The organism is Micromonospora sp. WMMD754 (genome assembly GCF_049315235.1).
GTDB classification, from domain to species: domain Bacteria; phylum Actinomycetota; class Actinomycetes; order Mycobacteriales; family Micromonosporaceae; genus Micromonospora; species Micromonospora sediminicola.
Genome location: NZ_CP186058.1, coordinates 670,202 through 689,418, shown reverse-complemented (window position 1 = coordinate 689,418; position 19,217 = coordinate 670,202). Strand labels below are relative to the sequence as shown.

General features: G+C 73.0%; 21 protein-coding genes. 16 read left to right on the top strand and 5 right to left on the bottom strand.

What is annotated here, in order from left to right:
- Nucleotide 1 precedes the first annotated feature (1 nt).
- The 3 genes from ACN27B_RS03210 to ACN27B_RS03200 form a co-directional block, all read right to left on the bottom strand.
- The gene (locus ACN27B_RS03210) at nucleotides 2-916 is read right to left on the bottom strand and encodes a class F sortase (RefSeq protein ID WP_422743432.1); all 915 of its coding nucleotides are present in this window, start codon (nucleotides 914-916) and stop codon (nucleotides 2-4) included.
- Nucleotides 917-929: 13 nt separating this feature from the next.
- The gene (locus ACN27B_RS03205; RefSeq protein WP_099163964.1) at nucleotides 930-1,442 is read right to left on the bottom strand and encodes a hypothetical protein; all 513 of its coding nucleotides are present in this window, start codon (nucleotides 1,440-1,442) and stop codon (nucleotides 930-932) included.
- A gap of 111 nt (nucleotides 1,443-1,553) precedes the next feature.
- Nucleotides 1,554-2,000 (bottom strand): Lrp/AsnC family transcriptional regulator, encoded by a 447-nt coding sequence (locus tag ACN27B_RS03200; protein WP_099163965.1) that lies wholly within the window; start codon nucleotides 1,998-2,000, stop codon nucleotides 1,554-1,556.
- 147 nt (nucleotides 2,001-2,147) lie between these two features.
- Between ACN27B_RS03200 and ACN27B_RS03195 the strand changes: the two genes are divergently transcribed.
- The 16 genes from ACN27B_RS03195 (at nucleotide 2,148) to ACN27B_RS03120 (ending at nucleotide 15,788) form a co-directional block, all read left to right on the top strand.
- Nucleotides 2,148-3,026 (top strand): tryptophan 2,3-dioxygenase, encoded by an 879-nt coding sequence (locus ACN27B_RS03195; RefSeq protein ID WP_099163966.1) that lies wholly within the window; start codon nucleotides 2,148-2,150, stop codon nucleotides 3,024-3,026.
- A 14-nt stretch (nucleotides 3,027-3,040) separates the two neighbouring features.
- The gene (gene kynU / locus ACN27B_RS03190; RefSeq protein ID WP_099164943.1) at nucleotides 3,041-4,318 is read left to right on the top strand and encodes a kynureninase; all 1,278 of its coding nucleotides are present in this window, start codon (nucleotides 3,041-3,043) and stop codon (nucleotides 4,316-4,318) included.
- Nucleotides 4,315-5,646, top strand: a complete 1,332-nt coding sequence (locus ACN27B_RS03185; protein ID WP_355525675.1) for an FAD-dependent oxidoreductase — start codon at nucleotides 4,315-4,317, stop codon at nucleotides 5,644-5,646. The genes kynU and ACN27B_RS03185 overlap by 4 nt, the downstream gene beginning before the upstream one ends.
- A 20-nt stretch (nucleotides 5,647-5,666) precedes the next feature.
- A complete protein-coding gene (locus ACN27B_RS03180; RefSeq protein ID WP_091577061.1) occupies nucleotides 5,667-7,148 on the top strand; it encodes a 2-hydroxymuconic semialdehyde dehydrogenase in 1,482 nt (493 codons plus the stop codon).
- Nucleotides 7,149-7,192: 44 nt separating this feature from the next.
- A complete protein-coding gene (locus ACN27B_RS03175; protein WP_099163968.1) occupies nucleotides 7,193-7,987 on the top strand; it encodes a 2-keto-4-pentenoate hydratase in 795 nt (264 codons plus the stop codon).
- On the top strand, nucleotides 7,984-8,922 hold the full coding sequence (locus tag ACN27B_RS03170; protein ID WP_422743428.1) for an acetaldehyde dehydrogenase (acetylating): 939 nt from the start codon (nucleotides 7,984-7,986) through the stop codon (nucleotides 8,920-8,922). The genes ACN27B_RS03175 and ACN27B_RS03170 overlap by 4 nt, the downstream gene beginning before the upstream one ends.
- Nucleotides 8,919-9,974: a 4-hydroxy-2-oxovalerate aldolase gene (gene dmpG, locus ACN27B_RS03165; RefSeq protein ID WP_422743426.1), complete on the top strand. Its 1,056-nt coding sequence runs from the start codon at nucleotides 8,919-8,921 to the stop codon at nucleotides 9,972-9,974. Before ACN27B_RS03170 ends, dmpG begins: the two co-directional genes overlap by 4 nt.
- Before the next feature lie 58 nt (nucleotides 9,975-10,032).
- Entirely contained in the window at nucleotides 10,033-10,806 is a 774-nt protein-coding gene (locus ACN27B_RS03160) for a 2-keto-4-pentenoate hydratase (protein ID WP_099163971.1), read from the top strand.
- A complete protein-coding gene (locus tag ACN27B_RS03155; RefSeq protein WP_422743424.1) occupies nucleotides 10,803-11,228 on the top strand; it encodes a RidA family protein in 426 nt (141 codons plus the stop codon). The genes ACN27B_RS03160 and ACN27B_RS03155 overlap by 4 nt, the downstream gene beginning before the upstream one ends.
- Nucleotides 11,221-11,745, top strand: coding sequence for a 3-hydroxyanthranilate 3,4-dioxygenase (locus ACN27B_RS03150; protein ID WP_091571745.1), 525 nt, complete (start codon nucleotides 11,221-11,223; stop codon nucleotides 11,743-11,745). The genes ACN27B_RS03155 and ACN27B_RS03150 overlap by 8 nt, the downstream gene beginning before the upstream one ends.
- Entirely contained in the window at nucleotides 11,745-12,755 is a 1,011-nt protein-coding gene (locus ACN27B_RS03145) for an amidohydrolase family protein (RefSeq protein WP_099163973.1), read from the top strand. The genes ACN27B_RS03150 and ACN27B_RS03145 overlap by 1 nt, the downstream gene beginning before the upstream one ends.
- A 28-nt stretch (nucleotides 12,756-12,783) precedes the next feature.
- Entirely contained in the window at nucleotides 12,784-13,002 is a 219-nt protein-coding gene (locus ACN27B_RS03140; RefSeq protein WP_091571753.1) for a type II toxin-antitoxin system VapB family antitoxin, read from the top strand.
- Nucleotides 12,999-13,427, top strand: a complete 429-nt coding sequence (locus ACN27B_RS03135) for a PIN domain-containing protein (RefSeq protein WP_099163974.1) — start codon at nucleotides 12,999-13,001, stop codon at nucleotides 13,425-13,427. Before ACN27B_RS03140 ends, ACN27B_RS03135 begins: the two co-directional genes overlap by 4 nt.
- Nucleotides 13,428-13,568: 141 nt before the next feature.
- Complete coding sequence (locus ACN27B_RS03130; protein WP_422743420.1) at nucleotides 13,569-15,029, top strand: amidase; 1,461 nt, start codon at nucleotides 13,569-13,571, stop codon at nucleotides 15,027-15,029.
- Nucleotides 15,030-15,103: 74 nt separating this feature from the next.
- Entirely contained in the window at nucleotides 15,104-15,388 is a 285-nt protein-coding gene (locus ACN27B_RS03125) for a hypothetical protein (protein ID WP_091571767.1), read from the top strand.
- Nucleotides 15,375-15,788 (top strand): DUF5130 family protein, encoded by a 414-nt coding sequence (locus tag ACN27B_RS03120; protein ID WP_099163976.1) that lies wholly within the window; start codon nucleotides 15,375-15,377, stop codon nucleotides 15,786-15,788. The genes ACN27B_RS03125 and ACN27B_RS03120 overlap by 14 nt, the downstream gene beginning before the upstream one ends.
- Before the next feature lie 64 nt (nucleotides 15,789-15,852).
- On the opposite strand, the gene ACN27B_RS03115 is transcribed toward ACN27B_RS03120, so the two are convergent.
- Both ACN27B_RS03115 and pepN read right to left on the bottom strand, forming a co-directional pair.
- A complete protein-coding gene (locus tag ACN27B_RS03115) occupies nucleotides 15,853-16,416 on the bottom strand; it encodes a Uma2 family endonuclease (RefSeq protein WP_422743418.1) in 564 nt (187 codons plus the stop codon).
- Nucleotides 16,417-16,501: 85 nt separating this feature from the next.
- Nucleotides 16,502-19,048, bottom strand: coding sequence for an aminopeptidase N (gene pepN / locus ACN27B_RS03110; protein WP_422743416.1), 2,547 nt, complete (start codon nucleotides 19,046-19,048; stop codon nucleotides 16,502-16,504).
- Nucleotides 19,049-19,217: the final 169 nt, after the last annotated feature.

Sequence of the window (19,217 nt, the reverse complement as noted above, 5' to 3'; positions counted from 1 at the left end):
CTCAGCGGGCCTGGACCAGCGACGCGTAGACCACTAGGTTGTCGGCGTACCCGGTCTCGCCGCCCACCCAGCGCCCGCCGCAGGTGATCAACCGCAGGTTGGGGCGGCTGAAGTCGCCGTAGACGTCCTCCACCGGCAGCTTCTCCTTGCCGTACCGCTCGATCGAGGTCACCTCGAAGACCGCCACCGAGCGGTCCTGCCGGGTCACCTCGATCCGGTCGCCGTCGTCGAGTTCCTTCAGCCCGTGGAAGACGGCCGGCCCGGTGGTGGTGTCGACGTGCCCGACCAGCACCGCGGGCCCGTACTGGCCGGGGGTGGGGCCCTGGTCGTACCAGCCGACCTCGCCGGCGCGGCTCACGTCCGGCACCGCGATGCTGCCGTCGGGCGCGATGCCGACCCGGTGCACCGGCGCGCGCAGGTCGAGCTTGCCGATGGTGAGGTCGGTCGGCGGGCTGGCGGGCAGCACCGGGAACTTCTTCGGCGGCGGGCGCAGGCCGGCCACGATCCGGTCGGGCAGCACGCTGACCCCGGTCACCCGCTCCACCCCGAGCATGGCCACGATCAGCGCCATCAGGCTCGCCACCACCAGCACCGGGGCGCCGGGGCCGCGCCCCGGGGCGTACCGGCGGGTGGTGGTCCGGCCGGGACGGACGGCGACCGGGCGGGCCTGCGGGTCGGCGGTGGCGACGCTGGCCGAGAAGGCGTGCCCGGCGGCGTGGGCGAACCGGCGGGCGGCGCGGGACGTCAGCCGTAGCGCGGCTCGGAGCCGCCGTCGGGCGCGATCCCGGCCGTCGCGACCCACCTCGGTGGCGACGGCGCGGGGCGGGTGCGCGGCGCCGCGCCGTCCCGTGCCGCCGGGGCGACTCCGGGGCGGCTGCGGTCCGGTGCGGGTGTGGCGTCGCGGTGAGCGGGCCATGGCCGCACCCCGGTCAGACGCGGCTACCGGACTTGCGGCGGGCGCCCACGCCGGCCACCACGGCCACCGCCACCAGGCCGCCGACCAGCAGCAGCGAGCCGGCGCCCCGGCCGCCGCCGGCGGTGCCCCCGCCGCCGGTCGCCGGGCCCTTGCTCGGCTGGCTCATGTTCAGCACGGTGAGCATGGTGGAGGCGGTGTTGCCGTTGGAGCAGTCGAGGTTCACCGGGTAGTCGCCGGGCGCCTTGTTGCCGGGCACCGTGACCGAGCCGGTCAAAAAGCCGTTGTCCGGCCGCAGCATCACCCGGCCGAAGGCGTCCGAGGTGACCTGGGCCTGGCGGTTGTTGCTGTTGTCGCAGCCGGCCCGGATGGTCACCCGGGACCCGGCCTGGACGCTGTTCGGCGTCACCTCGATGAACACGCTCTCCCCGGCCCGGGCCGGTACGGCGGTGGTCAGGACGAACGCCGCGACCAGGCCGACCAGGCCCAGGACGGACGACAGCGCACGGTGTGACAGGAGCCCTCGCATGGTTCCCCCCTCCCGGTGCGTCGGTGCACCGGAATCCTGCTGACGGGCAGTGGGGGCTGCGTTCCCGGACGGCGGGGGTGTTAACAGGGGGCCCCGCCTATACCGGAAGCGTTAAGAGGGGGCCCCGCCTTTCACGACCGGGTGCCAGGCCAGCGGGGTGGAGAGCACCATCGTGCTGGACGGCTGGCCGTACGGGGCGAGCCGGTCGATGACCTCCTCGAACTCGCCCATCGACTCGGCCGCGACCTTGAGCATGCTGCACGCGTCGCCGGTGATCCGGTGGATCTCCATGATCTCCGGCCACTGCGCCACCCGGGGGTCGTTGAGGATGCAACGCGAGCCGTAACAGGACATCCGGATCAGCGCCAGCACGGTCCGCCCGGCCCGGGTGAGGTCCACGTGGGCGTGGTAGCCGGTGATCACCCCGGACTCCTCCAGCCGCCGGACCCGCTCCGCGACCGCCGGCGGGGACAGGTGCACCCGGCGGGACAACTCGCTGTAGGAGAGCCGGGCGTCGGCCTGGAGCTCGCGCAGCAGCGCCCAGTCCATGTCGTCCACGCGGCGACCTTCCTTACGTTAAGTCGGCGACCCGAGATGCTTTCAGGTCGTGAGGTCAGACCACCTTACCGCCGTTGAACAGGCATTCCATCCGCGCCCGGACCGGCGAGATCATGGCGTCTACCCCGCGTACGGACGGAGAAGACGGTGGAACAGACGACGGCGGTGCGCCCGGCCACCTCGCAGCAGCGGGCGGCCCGAGCGGCACGCAACGGTGGCGAGCCGACGCTGGAGTTCGCCGACCGTGTGCCCTACGACGCGTACGTGCACGCGAGCACGCTGCACCGGCTCCAGCAGCCGCTCAGCGACGATCCGGGCGAGATGTCCTTCCTGATGGTCAGCCAGATCATGGAGCTGTACTTCAAGCTGACCTGCCACGAGCTGCGGCACGCCCAGCGCGAGGTGCGGGCCAACCGGATCTGGGAGGCGCTGCCCCCGCTGCGCCGCGCCGCGCTGCACCTGGAGGGGCTGAACGCGGCCTGGCAGGGGCTGCGCTGGATGACGCCGGCCGACTTCAACCGGTTCCGCGACCGGCTCGGTGAGGGTTCCGGCTTCCAGTCCGCGATGTACCGCCAGCTGGAGTTCCTGCTCGGCCTGCGGGACCCGGCGCTGATCCGTCCGTTCCGCCGGCAGACCGACGTGCACGCCGAGCTGACCGCCGCGCTTGCCACGCCGAGCCTCTGGGACGACGTGGTGGCGCTGCTCGCCCGCCGCGGCTTCGACCTGCCGGACGATCTGCTGGACCGGGACGTCGCGGCCGAGCACGAGCCGCACCCGGGCGTCGAGGCGGCCTGGGTGCGCGTCTACGCCGACAGCGGCCCGGACAACCACCTGCGCCTGCTCGGCGACGCGCTGACCGAGGTGGCCGAGCAGTTCGGCGACTGGCGCTGGAACCACGTCAAGGCGGTGCAGCGGACCATGGGCGCCAAGGTCGGCAGCGGCGGTTCGGCCGGCCTGGCATGGTTGCAGCGCAGCATGGCCCGGGTCGTCTTCCCGGAGCTGTGGTCGGCCCGTACCGCTATGTGACCGGAGAGAACAGCATGCACACCCCCGAGAGCGAAGCCCACCGGCGGGACGCCGCCGATCCCGGCCACCGCCACCTGTTCCACGTGCCGCCGGCCGAGGGCGGGCGCCATCCCGACGTGGCGTACCTGGCCGGCAACTCGCTGGGCCTGCAACCCCGGGCCACCCGGGACGAACTCGTCGCCGACCTGGACGCCTGGCGCCGGCTCGGCGTGGAGGGGCACCTGGAGGCGGAGCGGGCCTGGCTGCCGTACCACGAGCTGTTGACCGCGCCGGCCGCGCGCCTGGTCGGCGCGCTGCCCACCGAGACCGTGGTGATGAACTCCCTCACGGTCAACCTGCACCTGCTGATGGTCAGCTTCTACCGCCCGGCGGGGGAGCGGACGACGATCGTCATCGAGGACAGCGCGTTCCCGTCGGACAGCTACGCGGTGCGCAGCCAGGCCCGCTTCCACGGCCTCGACCCGGACGCCACGGTGGTGCGGCTCAAGCCCCGCCCCGGCAGCGACACGCTGGGCACGCAGGACGTCCTGGACTACCTGGCCCGCGAGGGGCACACGGTCGCGTTGCTGCTGCTCGGCGGCGTCAACTACCTGACCGGCGAGCTGATGGACATTCCGGCGATCACCGCCGCCGGCCGGGCCGCCGGGGCGGTCGTCGGCTGGGACCTGGCGCACGCCGCCGGCAACGTGCCGCTGGCGCTGCACGACTGGGACGTCGACTTCGCCGCCTGGTGCTCCTACAAGTACCTGAACTCCGGCCCGGGCGCCCTGGGCGGCGTCTTCGTCCACGAGCGACACCACGGCGACCCCTCGCTGCCGAGGTTCGAGGGCTGGTGGAGCACCGAGGCGGCCACCCGGTTCGAGATGACACCGGTGTCCCGGCCGCCGGCCACCGTCGAGGCGTGGCAGATCTCCAACCCGCCGATCTTCGCGATGGGCCCGGTGCGCACCTCGCTGGAGCTGTTCGACTCCGTCGGCATGCCCGCGCTGCGTGAGCGCAGCCTGCGGCTCACCGGCTGGCTGGAGGAACTGCTCGACGAGGTGACGCCGGGTCGCCCGCTGACCGTGGTCACCCCGCGCGATCCGGCCCGCCGCGGGTGCCAGCTCTCCGTCCGCATCGGTACGGGCAGCGCGAACGAGCTGACCAAGCGGCTGCGACACGAGCACGGCGTGATCGCCGACGCCCGGGAGCCGGACATCGTCCGGTTCGCCCCGGTGCCCCTCTACTCGACGTACCACGACTGCTGGCGCGTCGCCGACGCGCTCGCCGCGACTGTGGAGGCCGCCTCATGAGCACGGAGCGCGACGAGGTCGCGGTGGTCGGCGCCGGACTGGCCGGCTGCCTGCTGGCCTGCTTCCTGGCCCGGCGCGGCTACCCGGTGGCCCTCTACGAGCGGCGGCCGGACCCGCGGACCGGCACCGTCGAGCGGGGCCGCTCGATCAACCTGGCGCTCTCCGAGCGCGGGCTGGACGCGTTGCGCCGCATCGGCCTGGACGAGCAGGTGATGGCGGACGCGCTGCCGATGCGCGGCCGGATGATCCACCCGGTCGAGGGCGAGTCGCAGTTCCAGTCGTACAGCGTCTCCGGGGACCGGGCGATCAACTCGATCAGCCGGGGCGCGCTGAACAACGCGCTGCTCGACGCCGCGACCGCGCTGCCGGGCGTGCGGGTCGCGTTCGACCACCGGCTGGTCGGCCTCGACCCGGTCGGCGGCGAGATGACGTTCGAGACCCCGCAGGGCAAGGTCACCGCCACCGCGTCGGTCGTCCTCGGCGCCGACGGCGCCGGATCCGCGGTGCGCGGGCAACTGCTCGCGTACGGGGGCCTGACCGAGAGCCTGGACTTCCTCGACTACGGCTACAAGGAGCTGACCATCCCGCCGATCGGCGGGGAGTTCGCGCTCGACCCGGGTGCGCTGCACATCTGGCCGCGCGGCACCTCCATGATGATCGCGCTGCCGAACCCGGACCGCTCCTTCACCTGCACGCTGTTCTGGCCCACGCACGGCACCCGCAGCTTCGCGTCGCTGAGCAGTCCCGCCGCGATCGAGCGGTTCTTCGCCGATCACTACCCGGACCTGGTCCCGCTCGCCCCGAACCTGGTCGACGACTACCAGCACAACCCGGTCGGGGTCCTCGGCACGGTGCGCTGCACGCCGTGGCAGGTGGCCGGCCGGGTCGGCCTGCTCGGCGACGCCGCGCACGCCATCGTGCCGTTCTACGGCCAGGGCGCGAACTGCGCCTTCGAGGACGTCGTCGAGCTGGACCGCTGCCTCGACGAGTGCGACGACGAGTGGGCCGCCGCGCTGCCGCTGTTCCAGCACCGCCGGCAGGACGACGCGGAGGCGATCGCCCGGATGGCGTTGGCCAACTTCGTGGAGATGCGGGACAAGGTCGCCTCGCCGGTGTTCCGGACCCGCAAGAAGGTCGAGCACGCGCTGGAGCGCGCGCTGCCCGGCCGCTACGTCTCCCAGTACGAGCTGGTCTCCTTCTCCACCACCCCGTACGCGCAGGTGCGCCGCCGGGTGCGCCGGCAGTACGCGGTGGTCGGCGCGGTCGCTGCCGGCGCGGCGGCGCTGCTGGCCGCCGGTGTCGGCGCGGCGCTGGGGCGGCGGCGATGACGCTCTGGGACCCCCGGCTGATGGCCGGGCACGCGCCGGACGGCCCCGGCCTGCTGCGCAACTTCGTCGGCGGCGCGTTCGTCGACGCCGGGACCCGGTTCACCAAGCGCAGCCCGGTCACCGGCGAGCCGGTGTTCGAGGTCGTCGAGGCATCCTCGTCGGTGGTCGACGACGCGGTGGCCGCCGGCCGGGCGGCGCTGCGCGGCCCGTGGGGCCGGATGGGGGAGCGGGAACGCGCCGAGGTGCTGCGCCGGGTCGCCGACGAGCTGGAACGGCGCTTCGACGACCTGGTCGCGGCCGAGGTGGCGGACACCGGCAAGTCCATCTCGCAGGCTCGCACGCTGGACATTCCGCGCGGCGCGGCCAACTTCCGCGCGTTCGCCGAGATCGTGGCGACCGCGCCGACCGAGTCGTTCACCACCGTCACCCCGACCGGCGGCCGGGCGCTCAACTACGCGGTCCGCAAGCCGGTCGGCGTGGTCGCGGTGATCGTGCCGTGGAACCTGCCGCTGCTGCTGCTCACCTGGAAGGTCGCCCCGGCGCTCGCCTGCGGCAACGCCGTGGTGGTCAAGCCCAGCGAGGAGACCCCGGCCTCGGCCACGCTGCTGGCCGAGGTGATGGCCGCGGCCGGCGTGCCCGACGGCGTGTTCAACCTGGTGCACGGCTTCGGGCCCGGCTCGGCCGGCGAGCACCTGACCCGGCACCCCGGCGTGGACGCGATCACATTCACCGGCGAGTCGGCCACCGGCAGCGCGATCATGCGGGCCGCGGCCGACGGGGTGAAGGCGGTCAGCTTCGAGCTGGGCGGCAAGAACGCCGGCCTGGTCTTCGCCGACGCCGACCTGGACGCGGCGGTGGCCGGCTCGGTCCGCTCCAGCTTCACCAACGGCGGCCAGGTCTGCCTCTGCACCGAACGGATCTACGTGCAGCGGCCGGTGTTCGAGGAGTTCACCGCGCGGCTGGCGAAGCGCGCCGACGAGCTGGCGTACGGCTGGCCGGCCGACGAGGCGACGGTGAACATGCCGCTGATCTCGCACGGCCACCGGGACAAGGTGCTCGGCCACTACGCGCTGGCCCGCACCGAGGGCGCCGAGGTCCGCGCCGGCGGTGGCACGCCGCGCTTCGGCGACGCCCGCGACGGCGGGGCGTACGTGCAGCCGACGGTGCTCACCGGCCTCGGGCCGGACGCCCGCACCAACCAGGAGGAGGTCTTCGGTCCGCTGGTGCACGTCGCGCCGTTCGACGACGAGGACGAGGCGTACGCGCTGGCCAACGGCACCGAGTACGGCCTGGCGGCGACCGTCTGGACGCGGGACGTGGGCCGGGCGCACCGGGCCGGGTCCCGGCTGGACGCCGGCATCGTCTGGGTCAACACCTGGTTCCTGCGCGACCTGCGCACGCCGTTCGGCGGGGTGAAGGCGTCCGGCGTGGGCCGGGAGGGCGGCGTGCACTCGCTCGACTTCTACTCCGAGCTGACCAACGTCTGCGTGGACCTCTCATGAGTGAGAATGGCCGGCGTCCCGAGGACAGTGAGCGAGGAGCCGACATGACAGTGGACATCGAGGCCGCCAACCGGGAACTCGCGGTGGCCCGGCAGGAGGGGAAACCCTGCCCGCCGCTGCGCGGCCGGCTGCTGCCCGAGGGCGACGTCGAGGCCGCGTACCAGGCGCAGCAGGTCTACACCCGGCAGCGTCTGGGCAAGGGGCACCGCCGGGTCGGCGCGAAGATCGGCCTGACGTCGCGGACCGTGCAGGAGAGCTTCGGCGTCTTCCAGCCCGACTTCGGGGTGCTCTTCGACGACATGGCCGTCGGCGACGGCGTCGAGGTGCCGATCGGCCGGCTGCTCCAGCCCCGGGTGGAGGCGGAGATCGCCTTCGTGCTCGGCGCCGACCTGCCGGACGAGCGGGTCACCACAGTCGACCTGATCCGGGCCGTGGACCACGTGCTGCCGGCCGTCGAGATCGTCGACTCGCGCATCGCCGACTGGGACATCTCCATCGTGGACACGGTGGCGGACAACGCCTCCAGCGGGCTGTTCGTGCTCGGCACCGCGCCCCGCCGGCTCGCCGACGTGGACCTGCGGCTGTGCGGCATGGTGCTGGAGCACGCCGGGGAGCCGGTCTCGGTCGGCGCCGGCGCGGCCTGCCTCGGCAACCCGCTGCACGCGCTGCAGTGGCTGGCCGGCACCATGGCCCGCGCCGGCGACCCGCTGAAGGCCGGGGACGTGGTGCTCTCCGGCGCGCTCGGCCCGATGGTGCCGGTCACCCCCGGCGCCGCGTACGAGGCGCGCATCTCCGGGCTCGGCTCGGTGCGTACCTGCTTCTCCCGGGAGGTTTCGTGACCACGACAGGTGTGGCGGTGCTCGGGTCGGGCAACATCGGCACCGACCTGATGATCAAGGTGCTGCGGCTCAGTGAGAGCCTGCGCATGGTGGCGATGGCCGGCATCGACCCGGCCTCCGACGGCCTGGCCCGGGCCCGCCGGCTCGGCGTGACCACCACCGCCGAGGGCGTCGACGGCCTCGTCGCGCTGCCCGAGTTCGCCGACGTCCAGCTCGTCTTCGACGCCACCTCGGCCGGCGCGCACAAGCGTCACGACGAGGTGCTGCGCGCGCACGGCCGGACGGTCGTCGACCTGACGCCCGCCGCGATCGGCCCGTACGTGGTGCCACCGGTGAACCTCGACGAGCACCTGGGCGAGCCGAACGTCAACATGGTCACCTGCGGCGGCCAGGCCACCGTGCCGATCGTGCACGCGGTCGGCCGGGTCACCCCGGTCGCGTACGGGGAGATCGTCGCCTCGATCGCCTCGAAGTCCGCCGGCCCGGGTACCCGGGCCAACATCGACGAGTTCACCGAGACCACCGCCCGGGCCATCGAGGTGGTCGGCGGCGCCGAGCGCGGCAAGGCCATCATCGTGCTGAACCCGGCCGACCCGCCGCTGCTCATGCGCGACACGGTCTACTGCCTCTGCCCGGACGCCGACGCCGACCGGGCGGCGATCGCCGCCTCGGTGGCCGACATGGTGGCGACCGTGCAGGAGTACGTGCCCGGCTACCGGCTCAAGCAGGACGTGCAGTTCGACCCGGTGGACACGTACGCGCCGGTGCTGGGCCGGCACGTCACCGGCCTCCAGGTGTCGGTGTTCCTGGAGGTCTCCGGCGCCGGGCACTACCTGCCCGCGTACGCCGGCAACCTGGACATCATGACGTCGGCCGCGCTGCGTACCGCCGAGCGGCTGGTGGCGCTGCGCGCGACGGAGGTGAGCGCCCGATGACCGACCTCTACATCCAGGACGTGACACTGCGCGACGGCATGCACGCCATCGGGCACCGCTACACCGTCGACCAGGTGCGGACCATCGCCGCGGCGCTCGACGCCGCCGGGGTGGCCGCCATCGAGGTGGCGCACGGCGACGGCCTGGCCGGCTCCAGCGTCAACTACGGGCACGGCGCCGCCGCCGACGCGGACTGGATCGCCGCCGCCGCGGAGGTGCTGACGAACGCGCGGCTCACCACGCTGCTGCTGCCCGGCATCGGCACCATCGCCGACCTGAAGGCGGCCAAGGCGCTCGGCGTGACCAGCGTGCGGATCGCCACCCACTGCACCGAGGCGGACATCTCCGCCCAGCACATCGCCTGGGCCCGGGAGAACGGGATGGACGTCTCCGGCTTCCTCATGATGTCGCACCTCAACGACCCGGCCGGGCTGGCCGCGCAGGCCAAGCTGATGGAGTCGTACGGCGCGCACTGCGTCTACGTCACCGACTCCGGCGGGCGGCTGCTGATGTCGGACGTGGCGCAGCGCGTCGACGCGTACCGGCAGGTGCTGGAACCCGAGACGCAGATCGGCATCCATGCCCACCACAACCTGTCGCTGGGCGTGGCGAACAGCGTGCTGGCGGTCGAGCACGGCCGGATCCTCGGCGACGGCCCGCTCGGGTCGCCGGCCGGGCGGACCGTCCGGGTGGACGCGTCGCTGGCCGGCATGGGCGCCGGCGCCGGCAACGCGCCGCTGGAGGTCTTCGTGGCGGTCGCCGAGCTGCACGGCTGGAAGCACGGCTGCGACGTGTTCGCGCTGATGGACGCCGCCGACGACCTGGTCCGCCCGTTGCAGGACCGGCCGGTCCAGGTCGACCGGGAGACGCTCTCCCTCGGGTACGCGGGCGTCTACTCCAGCTTCCTGCGGCACGCCGAGCGGGCCTCGGCCAAGTACGGCGTGGACGTCCGCTCGATCCTGGTCGAGCTGGGCCGCCGCCGGATGGTCGGCGGCCAGGAGGACATGATCGTGGACGTGGCACTCGACCTGGCCGGCAAGGAGACCCGGTGAGCGCGAGGAGTGAGCCGGGTTTGCGAGCCCCGCAGTCGCGAACGAAAGGTGGCGCAGCATGATCGGGCCGGACATCGCCGGCATCGCGGAGAAGCTGGGCGCGGCGGCCGACGACGCCACCGCGGTCCCGCAGCTGGCCGCCGAGACCGGCCTCGACGTCGACGCGGCGTACGCGGTGCAGACCGCGCTGGTGCAGCGCCGCCTCGACCGGGGTGAGCGGCTGGTCGGCCTCAAGATGGGGCTGACCAGCAAGGCGAAGATGGCGCAGGTCGGCGTGGACGAGGTGATCTGGGGCCGGCTGACCGACGTGATGCGGGTGCCCGACGGCGGCGGCGTCGACGTGGGCGACTTCATCCACCCCCGGGTCGAGCCGGAGGTGGCGTTCCTGCTGGACCGGCTGCCCGACCCGGGCGAACCGGTCGGCTCGTTCACCCGGGCGGTGCGCGCGGTCGCCCCGGCGATCGAGCTGATCGACTCCCGGTACGCGAACTTCACCTTCTCGCTGCCGGACGTGATCGCCGACAACACCTCGGCCGCCGCGTTCGTGGTCGGTCCCTGGTCGCCGGTGCCGGACGGGCTGGACAACCTCGGCGTGCTGCTGGAGATCGACGGGCGGGTGGCGCAGGTCGGCTCGACCGCCGCCATCCTCGGCGACCCGCGCCGGGCGCTGGACGAGGGCCTGCGGCTGGCCGGCCGGCACGGCGTACGGCTGCGCAAGGGCTGGGTGTTCCTGGCCGGCGCGGCCACCGCCGCGGTGCCGTTGCGCCCGGGCGCGCACGTCCGCGCCACAGTGGAGAAGCTCGGTTCCGCCTCCCTCAAGGCGCTCCCGTGACCGCCCGCGTGGTGGCCGGCAAGGCCGTGCCGCGGGGTGCGTTCCCGCACGTCAAGGTGGCCGGCGGGTTCGTCTACGTCTCCGGTACGTCGTCGCGCCGGCCGGACAACACGTTCGCCGGGGTGTCGGTGGACGAGTTCGGCACCACCGACCTGGACATCCGGGAGCAGACCCGGGCCGTGGTCGGGAACATCCGCGACCTGCTCCGCTCGGTCGGCGCCGATCTGAGCGACCTGGTGCAGGTCACCAGCTACCTGGTCAACATGAACGACTTCGGTGGCTACAACGAGGTGTGGGCGGAGTTCTTCGACGCCACCGGGCCGACCCGGACCACGGTGGCCGTGCACCAGCTTCCGCACCCGCACCTGCTGATCGAGATGCAGGCCGTCGCCCTACTTCCGTCGGGAGGTCCCCATGAGTGAGATCGCCGAGCCGTTCAGCTTCTCCGGCTGGATCGGGGAGAACCAGCACCTGCTCAAGCCCCCGGTGGGCAACAAGGAGATGCTGCCCGGCAGCGACGACTTCATCGTCATGGTGGTGGGTGGCCCGAACCAGCGCACCGACTTCCACGTCGACCCGTACGAGGAGTTCTTCTACCAGGTCAAGGGCAACATGCACATCAACCTGATGCTGCCCGAGGGCCCGCGTACGGTGCACGTGCGCGAGGGTCAGATGTGGATGCTCCCGCGTAACACCCCGCACTCGCCGCAGCGCCCCGAGGCCGGTTCGATCGGCATGGTGATCGAGCGGGTCCGCGAGGAGGGCACGCTGGAGAAGTTCCAGTGGTACTGCGCCGAGTGCCACCACAAGGTGCACGAGGTCGAGTTGCAGGTGCGCGACATCGCCGCCGACCTGCCCCCGGTCTTCGCCGCGTTCTACGCCGACGAGAAGGCCCGCACCTGCGACAACTGCGGCGCGCTGCACCCGGGCAAGGGCTGATGCCGGTGCCGGTGGTGGACGTGCACACGCACGTCGTACCGAAGGGGTGGCCGGACCTCGCCGCGGCGTGCGGCGGGTCCGGCTGGCCCTGGCTGCGGGTGGACTCCGAGCGCGCGGCCATGATCATGGTGGGGGAGACGGAGTTCCGGCCGGTCGGCGCGCCGTGCTGGGACGCACCCACTCGGCTGGCCGACATGACCGCCGACGGCGTCGACGTGCAGGTCGTCTCGCCCACCCCGGTCTTCTTCAGCTACGACCGCCCGGCCGACCAGGCGGTCAAGGTGGCCCGGATCTTCAACGACCTCACCCTGGAGGTCACCGCCGCCGACGGCGACCGGCTGGTGCCGTTCTGCCAGGTGCCGTTGCAGGACCCGGACGCCGCCTGTGCCGAGCTGGACCGCTGCCTGGCGGCCGGGCACGCCGGCGTGGAGATCGGCAACCACGTCGGCGACCGGGACCTCGACGACGCCGGCATCGTGGCGTTCCTGACCCACTGCGCCGAGGTCGGGGCGCCGGTCTTCGTGCATCCGTGGGACATGCCCGGAGGGCCCCGGCTGGACCGGTGGATGGCCCGCTGGCTGACCGGGATGCCGGCGGAGACGCACCTGTCGGTGCTGGCGCTGATCCTCGGCGGGGTGTTCGACCGGGTGCCGGAGACGCTGCGGATCTGCTTCGCGCACGGCGGCGGCAGCTTCCCGTTCTGGCTGGGGCGCGCCGACAACGCCTGGCACCGCCGTGGTGACCTGGTACGCGGGGCGTCCACCGCGCCGCCCAGCTCCTACGTCGACCGGTTCAGCGTCGACTCGGTGGTGTTCGACCCGGCCGCGCTGCGGCTGCTGGTGGACACCATGGGCGCCGACCGGGTGCTGCTCGGCAGCGACTACCCGTACCCGCTGGGGGAGCGGCCGGTCGGGCAGGTGGTGCACCGGTCCGACTTCCTCACCGACGACCAGCGGGCCGCGCTGCTCGGCGGCAACGCCCTGCGCTTCCTCGGCCGAACCGATATATAAATAGCTTAGAAGAGTATATAGTCGCTCCGTGAAGACTGTCATCGATCTTGACGACGAACTGCTCGAACGCGCCCGGCGTGAACTCGGCACAAAGAGCAAGAAGGACACGATCCACGCGGCGTTGCGGCTGGTCGCCGAGCGCAGCGAGCGGATGGAGGCGATCCGGGAACTCCTGTCGGTCGATCGCGACTGGACCGGCATCGTCGGCGACGACAAGGTGCCCGCCAGCGAGAAGGACGCGGCGTGAGCGTCGCGGGCGGGCTCTATCTCATCGACACCTCGGCGTGGGCTCGACTCCGACTGCCCGTCGTGGCCAAGCGGGTGAGCGCCATCCTGGAGGAGGGCTTGGCCGCGACATGTCTGCCACTCGATCTCGAGGACGGTCGCAGCGCGCGGGACTTCCGGGACGCGATGACCATCCGCGCCCGTCGCGCTCAGGTCATGGTCGACCTGCCGGTGACCGAGGCCGTCTCCACCCGTGCCCGGGACCTGCAACTCGCGCTCACCGCGCGGGGCCATCACCGGGCGGCGAGCCCGGTTGACCTCACGGTGGCGGCGGTCGCGGCGGAATACTCCGCGACCGTCCTCCACTGTGACCGGGACTTCGACCTGCTGGCGGACGTCGGTGGCCCCCGATCGGAGTGGGTGGCCCCGCCCGGGACCCTGTCCTGACCGCGCTCGGCCGCTGACCCGGCGGCCTCGGGGGCGTCTGTCAGGACGGGTCGGTGCGAAGGCGCAGGGTGCGCGGCTCGGTCGGGGTCACCTCGGTCGTGTCGTCCGGCCGTCCGACCGAACAGCGGGCAGGATGGCGGGATGGCCGAGCCGCACGACCTGACCGCGCTGGAGCAGGCCGCCGCGATCCGGCGGGGTGAGCTGTCCAGCCTGGAGCTGGTCGACCACCACCTGCGCCGGGTCGACGCGCTCGCCGACACCGTCGGCGCGTTCGTCACGGTCACCGCAGAGCGGGCCCGCGCGGCGGCCCGGGCCGCCGACGCCGCCCCCGCCGACGCGCGCGGGCCGCTGCACGGGGTGCCGACCGCGATCAAGGACCTCACGTTGACCGCCGGGGTGCGGACCACCTTCGGCTCCGCCGCCTTCGCCGAGTTCGTCCCGCCGGTCGATGCCGACGTGGTCCGCTTCCTGACCGCCGCCGGGCTGGTCAGCCTCGGCAAGACCACCACCTCCGAGCTGGGCTGCTCGCTCTACTCCGAGGGGCGGGTGGCGCCGCCGGCCCGCAACCCGTGGGACCTGGCGTACACGGCGGGCGGGTCCAGCGGCGGCGCGGCCGCCGCGGTCGCCGCCGGGCTGGCGCCGGTGGCGCAGGGCTCCGACGGCGGCGGCTCGCTGCGCATCCCGGCCGCGCTCTGCGGCCTGGTCGGCTACAAGCCGAGCCGCGGCCTGGTCTCCGGCGGTCCGCTCGGCTTCGGCGCGTTCGGGCTGCCCACCAACGGCCCGCTCGGGCGCACCGTCACCGACGTGGCGGCGCTGCTCGACGTGCTGGCGCAACCGGTGCCCGGGGAGCCCTACCTCCCACCGGCCGCCCCGGCGGGCGGCTACCTCGGCGTCGCCCGCACCGTCCCCGGCCGGCTGCGGATCGGTCGCTTCACCACGCCGATGCTCGCCGACGAGCCGGTCCACCCCGACTGCGTCGCCGCCGTCGACCGGGCCGCCGCGCTGCTCACCGAGGCCGGCCACGAGGTGGTCGAGGTCCCCGCGCCGCTCGGCCCGGAGGCCTGGCCGATGTTCGAAACCGTCTGGTACGCGCTGGCGCTCGCCCCGGTGCCCGCCGACCGCGAAGACGACCTGCTGCCGCTGACCCGGTTCCTGCGCGAGCGGGGCGAGGCGCTCGGCGCCGCCCGGCTGATGGCCGCGCTCGGCGAACTCCAGGCCCAGGTGCGCCGCGGGGTGCGCCGCACCGCCGGCTGCGACCTGCTGCTCTGCCCCACGCTGGCGGCTCCGCAGGCGCCGGTCGGCGCGTTCGCCGCGCTCGACCCGGCCGAGGATTTCGACCGGCAGCGACGCTTCTCGCCGTACTGCGCCGTCTTCAACGTCACCGGCGACCCGTCCGTTTCGCTGCCGGTCGGCCGGACCGCCGAGGGCCTGCCGGTCGGGGTGCTGCTCACCGGCCGGTACGGCGACGACGCGACATTGATCGCCACTGCCGCGCAACTGGAGCACTGCTGTGGCGGATGGGATCAGCACCCCGCAATCTGGCGGGCCGCCGACTCCGCTAACGTGAACATCACAAGCGAGGTCGGGCGCGGCCCGTCGTGACCGTCCACCCGACCCGGAACATTCCTGGTCTCTCTTTCCGCCTGGGGGCGTTGGGATTGTCTGTTACCGAGACGTTGGTGGTCTTCGTCGGCATCCCGCTCGCCGCGGTGCTGGTGATCGCCGGGCTGGCGGCCGTCGGCAACCGTGGCAGCGGTGGCGGCGCCAAGCGCTACCGGCCGGGCCGGCCCTTCGACTTCACTCCGGTCTGGTTCCTGGGCCGTCCGGAGCAGCTGGCCGACTCGGCCGGCACGGCGCTGACCGCCGGGGCGCAGGCCCCGGCGCTGACCAGCCGCAAGCAGGAGCAGGCCGGCCGGGAGGCGCCGGCCGGTGGAACCGGAGGCGCAAGTGACCGTTGGTGAAGCGCGGCCCATGACCGGGACGGGCACCCCGCCCGACGTGCTGGACGGGCCGTTCTCGACCCGGCAGCTGCTCCGCATCGACGAGGCGCTCCGCCTGGCCGACCAGGGCACCGGCCTGGTCTTCTCGGTCTACGTGGGCGGCCTCGACGAGCCGATCCGGGAGCACGCCGAGCGGCTGCACCGGCAGCTCGCCGAGCCGGACAAGTCGGTGCTGATCGCCGTGTCGCCCAACCAGCGGCAGCTGGAGATCGTCACCGGCAAGTACGCGCGCAAGCGCATCCCGGACACGTACGCCAAGCTGGCCGCGCTCTCCATGGTGGCCGCCTTCGGCGGCGGCGACCTGGCCGGCGGCGTCATCCAGGGCCTCGACCAGCTCGCCAGCCACGCCGGCAAGGGCTGAGCGCCCGCCCACCCGCACGACGAAGCCCGGCCCGCGTACGCGTGGGCCGGGCTTTCTCGTGGTCTCAGCGCGGCCAGGCGGAAGGGTCGAGCCGCATCGGCCACGGCTCGTCGACCTGCACCGGATCGTCGGGGCCAACCGTGCCGAGCGATTCGTAGTGCACGCCCTTGGTCAGCTGGTAGCGGTAGATCACCGGCCCGAACTCGCCCCGCTCCACCCGCCAGTAGTGCGGGATGCCGGCCTCGGCGTAGACGGAGGGCTTGGTGAAACGGTCGTGCCGCCGGCTGCTCGGCGACTCCACCTCCACCACCAGCGCCACGTCCGCCGCGTGCAGCCACAGGCCGTCGCGGGGGGCGTCCGGCTTGACCACGCTGATGTCGGGAATGAGATTGCTGCCAGGCGCGCGCAGGCCGGCTTCCCGGATGACCCGCCATCCGGCAGGCGCGGCGAGGCGGAGGGCCATGCGCAGATCGTCCGCCAACTCCTGGTGGGCGAACCCCGGGGGTGGGGTCACGTGCAGGCTCCCGTCGATGATCTCGTAGCGGTTACCGTCCTCGGGCAGGTCGAAGAGATCCTGCTCCCGCCAGTCGCGCTCGGGTGGCCGCCACTCGTAGATCGGCTGTGCCATCACGTCCACCTCCTCCGTACACGATAAACGGCCGGGGTCGGCGCGGGCTCCCACCCACGCCGGCCCCGGCCGTCGTGCTCCCTGCTCAGGCGCTGCGGGCGTCCCGCTCCCGGGCCTTCAGCGCGCGGACCACGCCGTCGCGTCCCTCGGCCACCAGGCGGCGCAGCGACGCCGGCTGGCCGTCCCGGGCCAGCCAGGCGTCGGTCGCCGCGACCGTGTCCTCGTCGACCAGGTAGGCCGGGTAGGCGAGCTGCACGAACTCCTGCGCCGGCTCGCTGTCCCGCTGCGCCCACACCTGGTCGACGGTGGCGAAGTAGCGCTCCCGGTAGGGCGCGGTCAGCTCGACCTGCGCCGGGTGGGTGAAGCCCTGCAGCAGCGCCCGGTTGCGCCAGTTGGGCAGCGCGTCCGGGCCGGTGAGCTGCGCCCAGACCGCGGCCTTGTTCGCCTCGGTCGGCACCAGCGCGTACGCGTAGGCGGCCTCCCGCTCGCCGCTGGCCGTGCGGTCGCCCGCCAGCTCGGCGTCCACCTCGGCCGGACCCGCCGCACCGTTGGCGACGAGCGCCTGCAGCACGGCCCAGCGCAGCTCGGTGTCGACGGTCAGCCCGTCCGGCACGCCGTTGCCGTCCAGCCAGCCGCGCAGCGTCGCCAGGTCCTCGCTGGAGCGGGCCGCGGAGGCGTACGCCCGGGCCCAGGCGAGCTGGAAGCCGCTGCCCGGCTCGGCCGCGGCGAGCGCGGTCCGCGCGGTGCGGGCCAGGTCCGCCCAGCCGGTCGGCGCCCACGCCGGGTCGGCGTAGAAGGTGAGCGCCGTGGTGGCCTGCCGCAGCGTGGCGGTCACCAGGTTGATGTCGGTCTCGGCGGTCAGCCCGGCCAGCACCAGCGCCACGTAGTCGCGGGCGGACAGCTCGGCGTCGCGGGTCATGTCCCAGGCGGCCGTCCAGCACAGCGCCCGGGCCAGCGACGAGTCGAAACCGGAGATGTGCTGCACCACCGTCGACATGGACCGCTCGTCCAGGCGCAGCTTGGTGTAGGTGAGGTCCTCGTCGTTGAGCAGCAGCACGTCCGCGGCGGGCTTGCCGTGCAGCGCGGACAGCTCGGTCACCTCACCGGTCACGTCCGTCTCGACCAGCTCGCGGCGGACCAGGCGGCCGTCGGTCAGGTCGTAGAGACCCACCCCGATCCGGTGGGTACGCAGCGTCGGGTACCCGGCCGGCGCCTCCTGTCGGACCAGCACCCGCTCGTACGCACCGTCGGCGCCGATCGTCACCTCCGGGCGCAGCGTGTTGACCTGCGCCGTCTCCAGCCACTGGGCGGCGAACTTGCGCAGCTCCCGGCCGGAGGCCGCCTCCAGCTCGGAGAGCAGGTCGTCGAAGGTGGCGTTGCCCCAGGCGTGCTTGCCGAAGTAGGCGCGCAGGCCGGCCAGGAACGGCTCCTCACCCACGTACGCGACGAGCTGCTTGAGCACGCTGGCGCCCTTGGCGTACGTGATGCCGTCGAAGTTGACCTCGACGGCCTCCAGGTCCGGCATCTCGCAGTAGACCGGGTGGGTGGAGGAGAGCTGGTCCTGCCGGTAGCCCCAGTTCTTGCGGATGGACAGGAACGTCGTCCAGGCGTCGGTGAATCGGGTGGCGTTGGTGTTGCACCAGTGGCTGGCCCACTCGGCGAACGACTCGTTCAGCCACAGGTCGTTCCACCAGCGCATGGTGACCAGGTCGCCGAACCACATGTGCGCCAGCTCGTGCAGGACCGTGTTGGCGCGCTGCTCGTACTCGAAGTCGGTGACCTGGGAGCGGAAGATGTAGTGCGACTCGGCGTGCGTGACGCAGCCGAAGTTCTCCATCGCGCCGGCGTTGAAGTCGGGCACCCAGAGCTGGTCGTACTTGGGCAGCGGGTAGCGGACGCCGAACTTCTCCTGGAAGAAGTCGAAACCCTGCGTGGTGATCAGGTGCAGGTCGTCGGCGTCCAGGTGCGGCGCCATGCTGGCCCGGCAGAAGTAGCCCATGTCGATGCCGTCGTGGGTGTGGCGCACCTCGTGGTACGGCCCGGCGCAGAGCGCGGTGATGTAGGTGCTCATCCGCTCCGACACGGTGAAGTGCACGGTCTTCAGGCCCTCACCGGCGGCCTCCTCGCGCTCCACCGGCATGTTCGACACGACCCGCCAGTGGTCCGGGACGGTGGCGTGCCAGGTGTAGACGCTCTTCAGGTCGGGCTGGTCGAAGCAGGCGTAGACCTTCTGCGCGTCGGCGGTCTCGAACTGGCTGTAGAGGTAGGTCTCGCCGTCCACCGGGTCGACCGTGCGGTGCAGACCCTGCCCGCTGTTCGAGTAGCCGAAGTCGGCGTCCACCACGAGCACGTTCTCGGCGGCCAGGCCGGTCAGCGTGAGGCCCTTCTCGGCGGACCAGTCGGACAGGTCGACCGGATCGCCGTTGAGCGTGGCCGAGCGCACCGACTCGGCGGCCGTCTCGATGAAGGTGGTCGCGCCCGGCTCGGTGCAGTGGAACCGGACCTCGGTCACCGAGCGGAACGTGCGGCCGGTGGGCTGCACGGCGGTCGACAGGTCAAGGCTGATGTCGTACCCGGTCACCTCGAGCAGGCGGGCCCGCTCGGTCGCCTCGACCTGGGTCAGGTTGCGCACTCCCGGCACTGTTCGTCTCCATCCCACTCGTCTCGCCGCGCCCCGCGGCACCGGCCTCGCCCCGGTCCGCTCGTGGCGGCCGGCCGAAACCGAGTCTTCCATGCACACACCGCTTTCGGTGGCCGAGGTCACGCTCTCATTCCGGTACCGGTCGATGCGGCGCGGGGTG

Coding starts and splice junctions, on each gene's coding strand:
- ACN27B_RS03180 (WP_091577061.1), top strand. CDS start 5,667: ATGGCCGGGCACGCGCCGGACGGCCCCGGCCTGCTGCGCAACTTCGTC.
- kynU (WP_099164943.1), top strand. CDS start 3,041: ATGCACACCCCCGAGAGCGAAGCCCACCGGCGGGACGCCGCCGATCCC.
- ACN27B_RS03185 (WP_355525675.1), top strand. CDS start 4,315: ATGAGCACGGAGCGCGACGAGGTCGCGGTGGTCGGCGCCGGACTGGCC.
- ACN27B_RS03150 (WP_091571745.1), top strand. CDS start 11,221: ATGAGTGAGATCGCCGAGCCGTTCAGCTTCTCCGGCTGGATCGGGGAG.
- ACN27B_RS03145 (WP_099163973.1), top strand. CDS start 11,745: ATGCCGGTGCCGGTGGTGGACGTGCACACGCACGTCGTACCGAAGGGG.
- ACN27B_RS03130 (WP_422743420.1), top strand. CDS start 13,569: ATGGCCGAGCCGCACGACCTGACCGCGCTGGAGCAGGCCGCCGCGATC.
- ACN27B_RS03160 (WP_099163971.1), top strand. CDS start 10,033: ATGATCGGGCCGGACATCGCCGGCATCGCGGAGAAGCTGGGCGCGGCG.
- ACN27B_RS03175 (WP_099163968.1), top strand. CDS start 7,193: ATGACAGTGGACATCGAGGCCGCCAACCGGGAACTCGCGGTGGCCCGG.
- ACN27B_RS03205 (WP_099163964.1), bottom strand. CDS start 1,442: ATGCGAGGGCTCCTGTCACACCGTGCGCTGTCGTCCGTCCTGGGCCTG.
- ACN27B_RS03210 (WP_422743432.1), bottom strand. CDS start 916: ATGGCCCGCTCACCGCGACGCCACACCCGCACCGGACCGCAGCCGCCC.
- ACN27B_RS03115 (WP_422743418.1), bottom strand. CDS start 16,416: ATGGCACAGCCGATCTACGAGTGGCGGCCACCCGAGCGCGACTGGCGG.
- dmpG (WP_422743426.1), top strand. CDS start 8,919: ATGACCGACCTCTACATCCAGGACGTGACACTGCGCGACGGCATGCAC.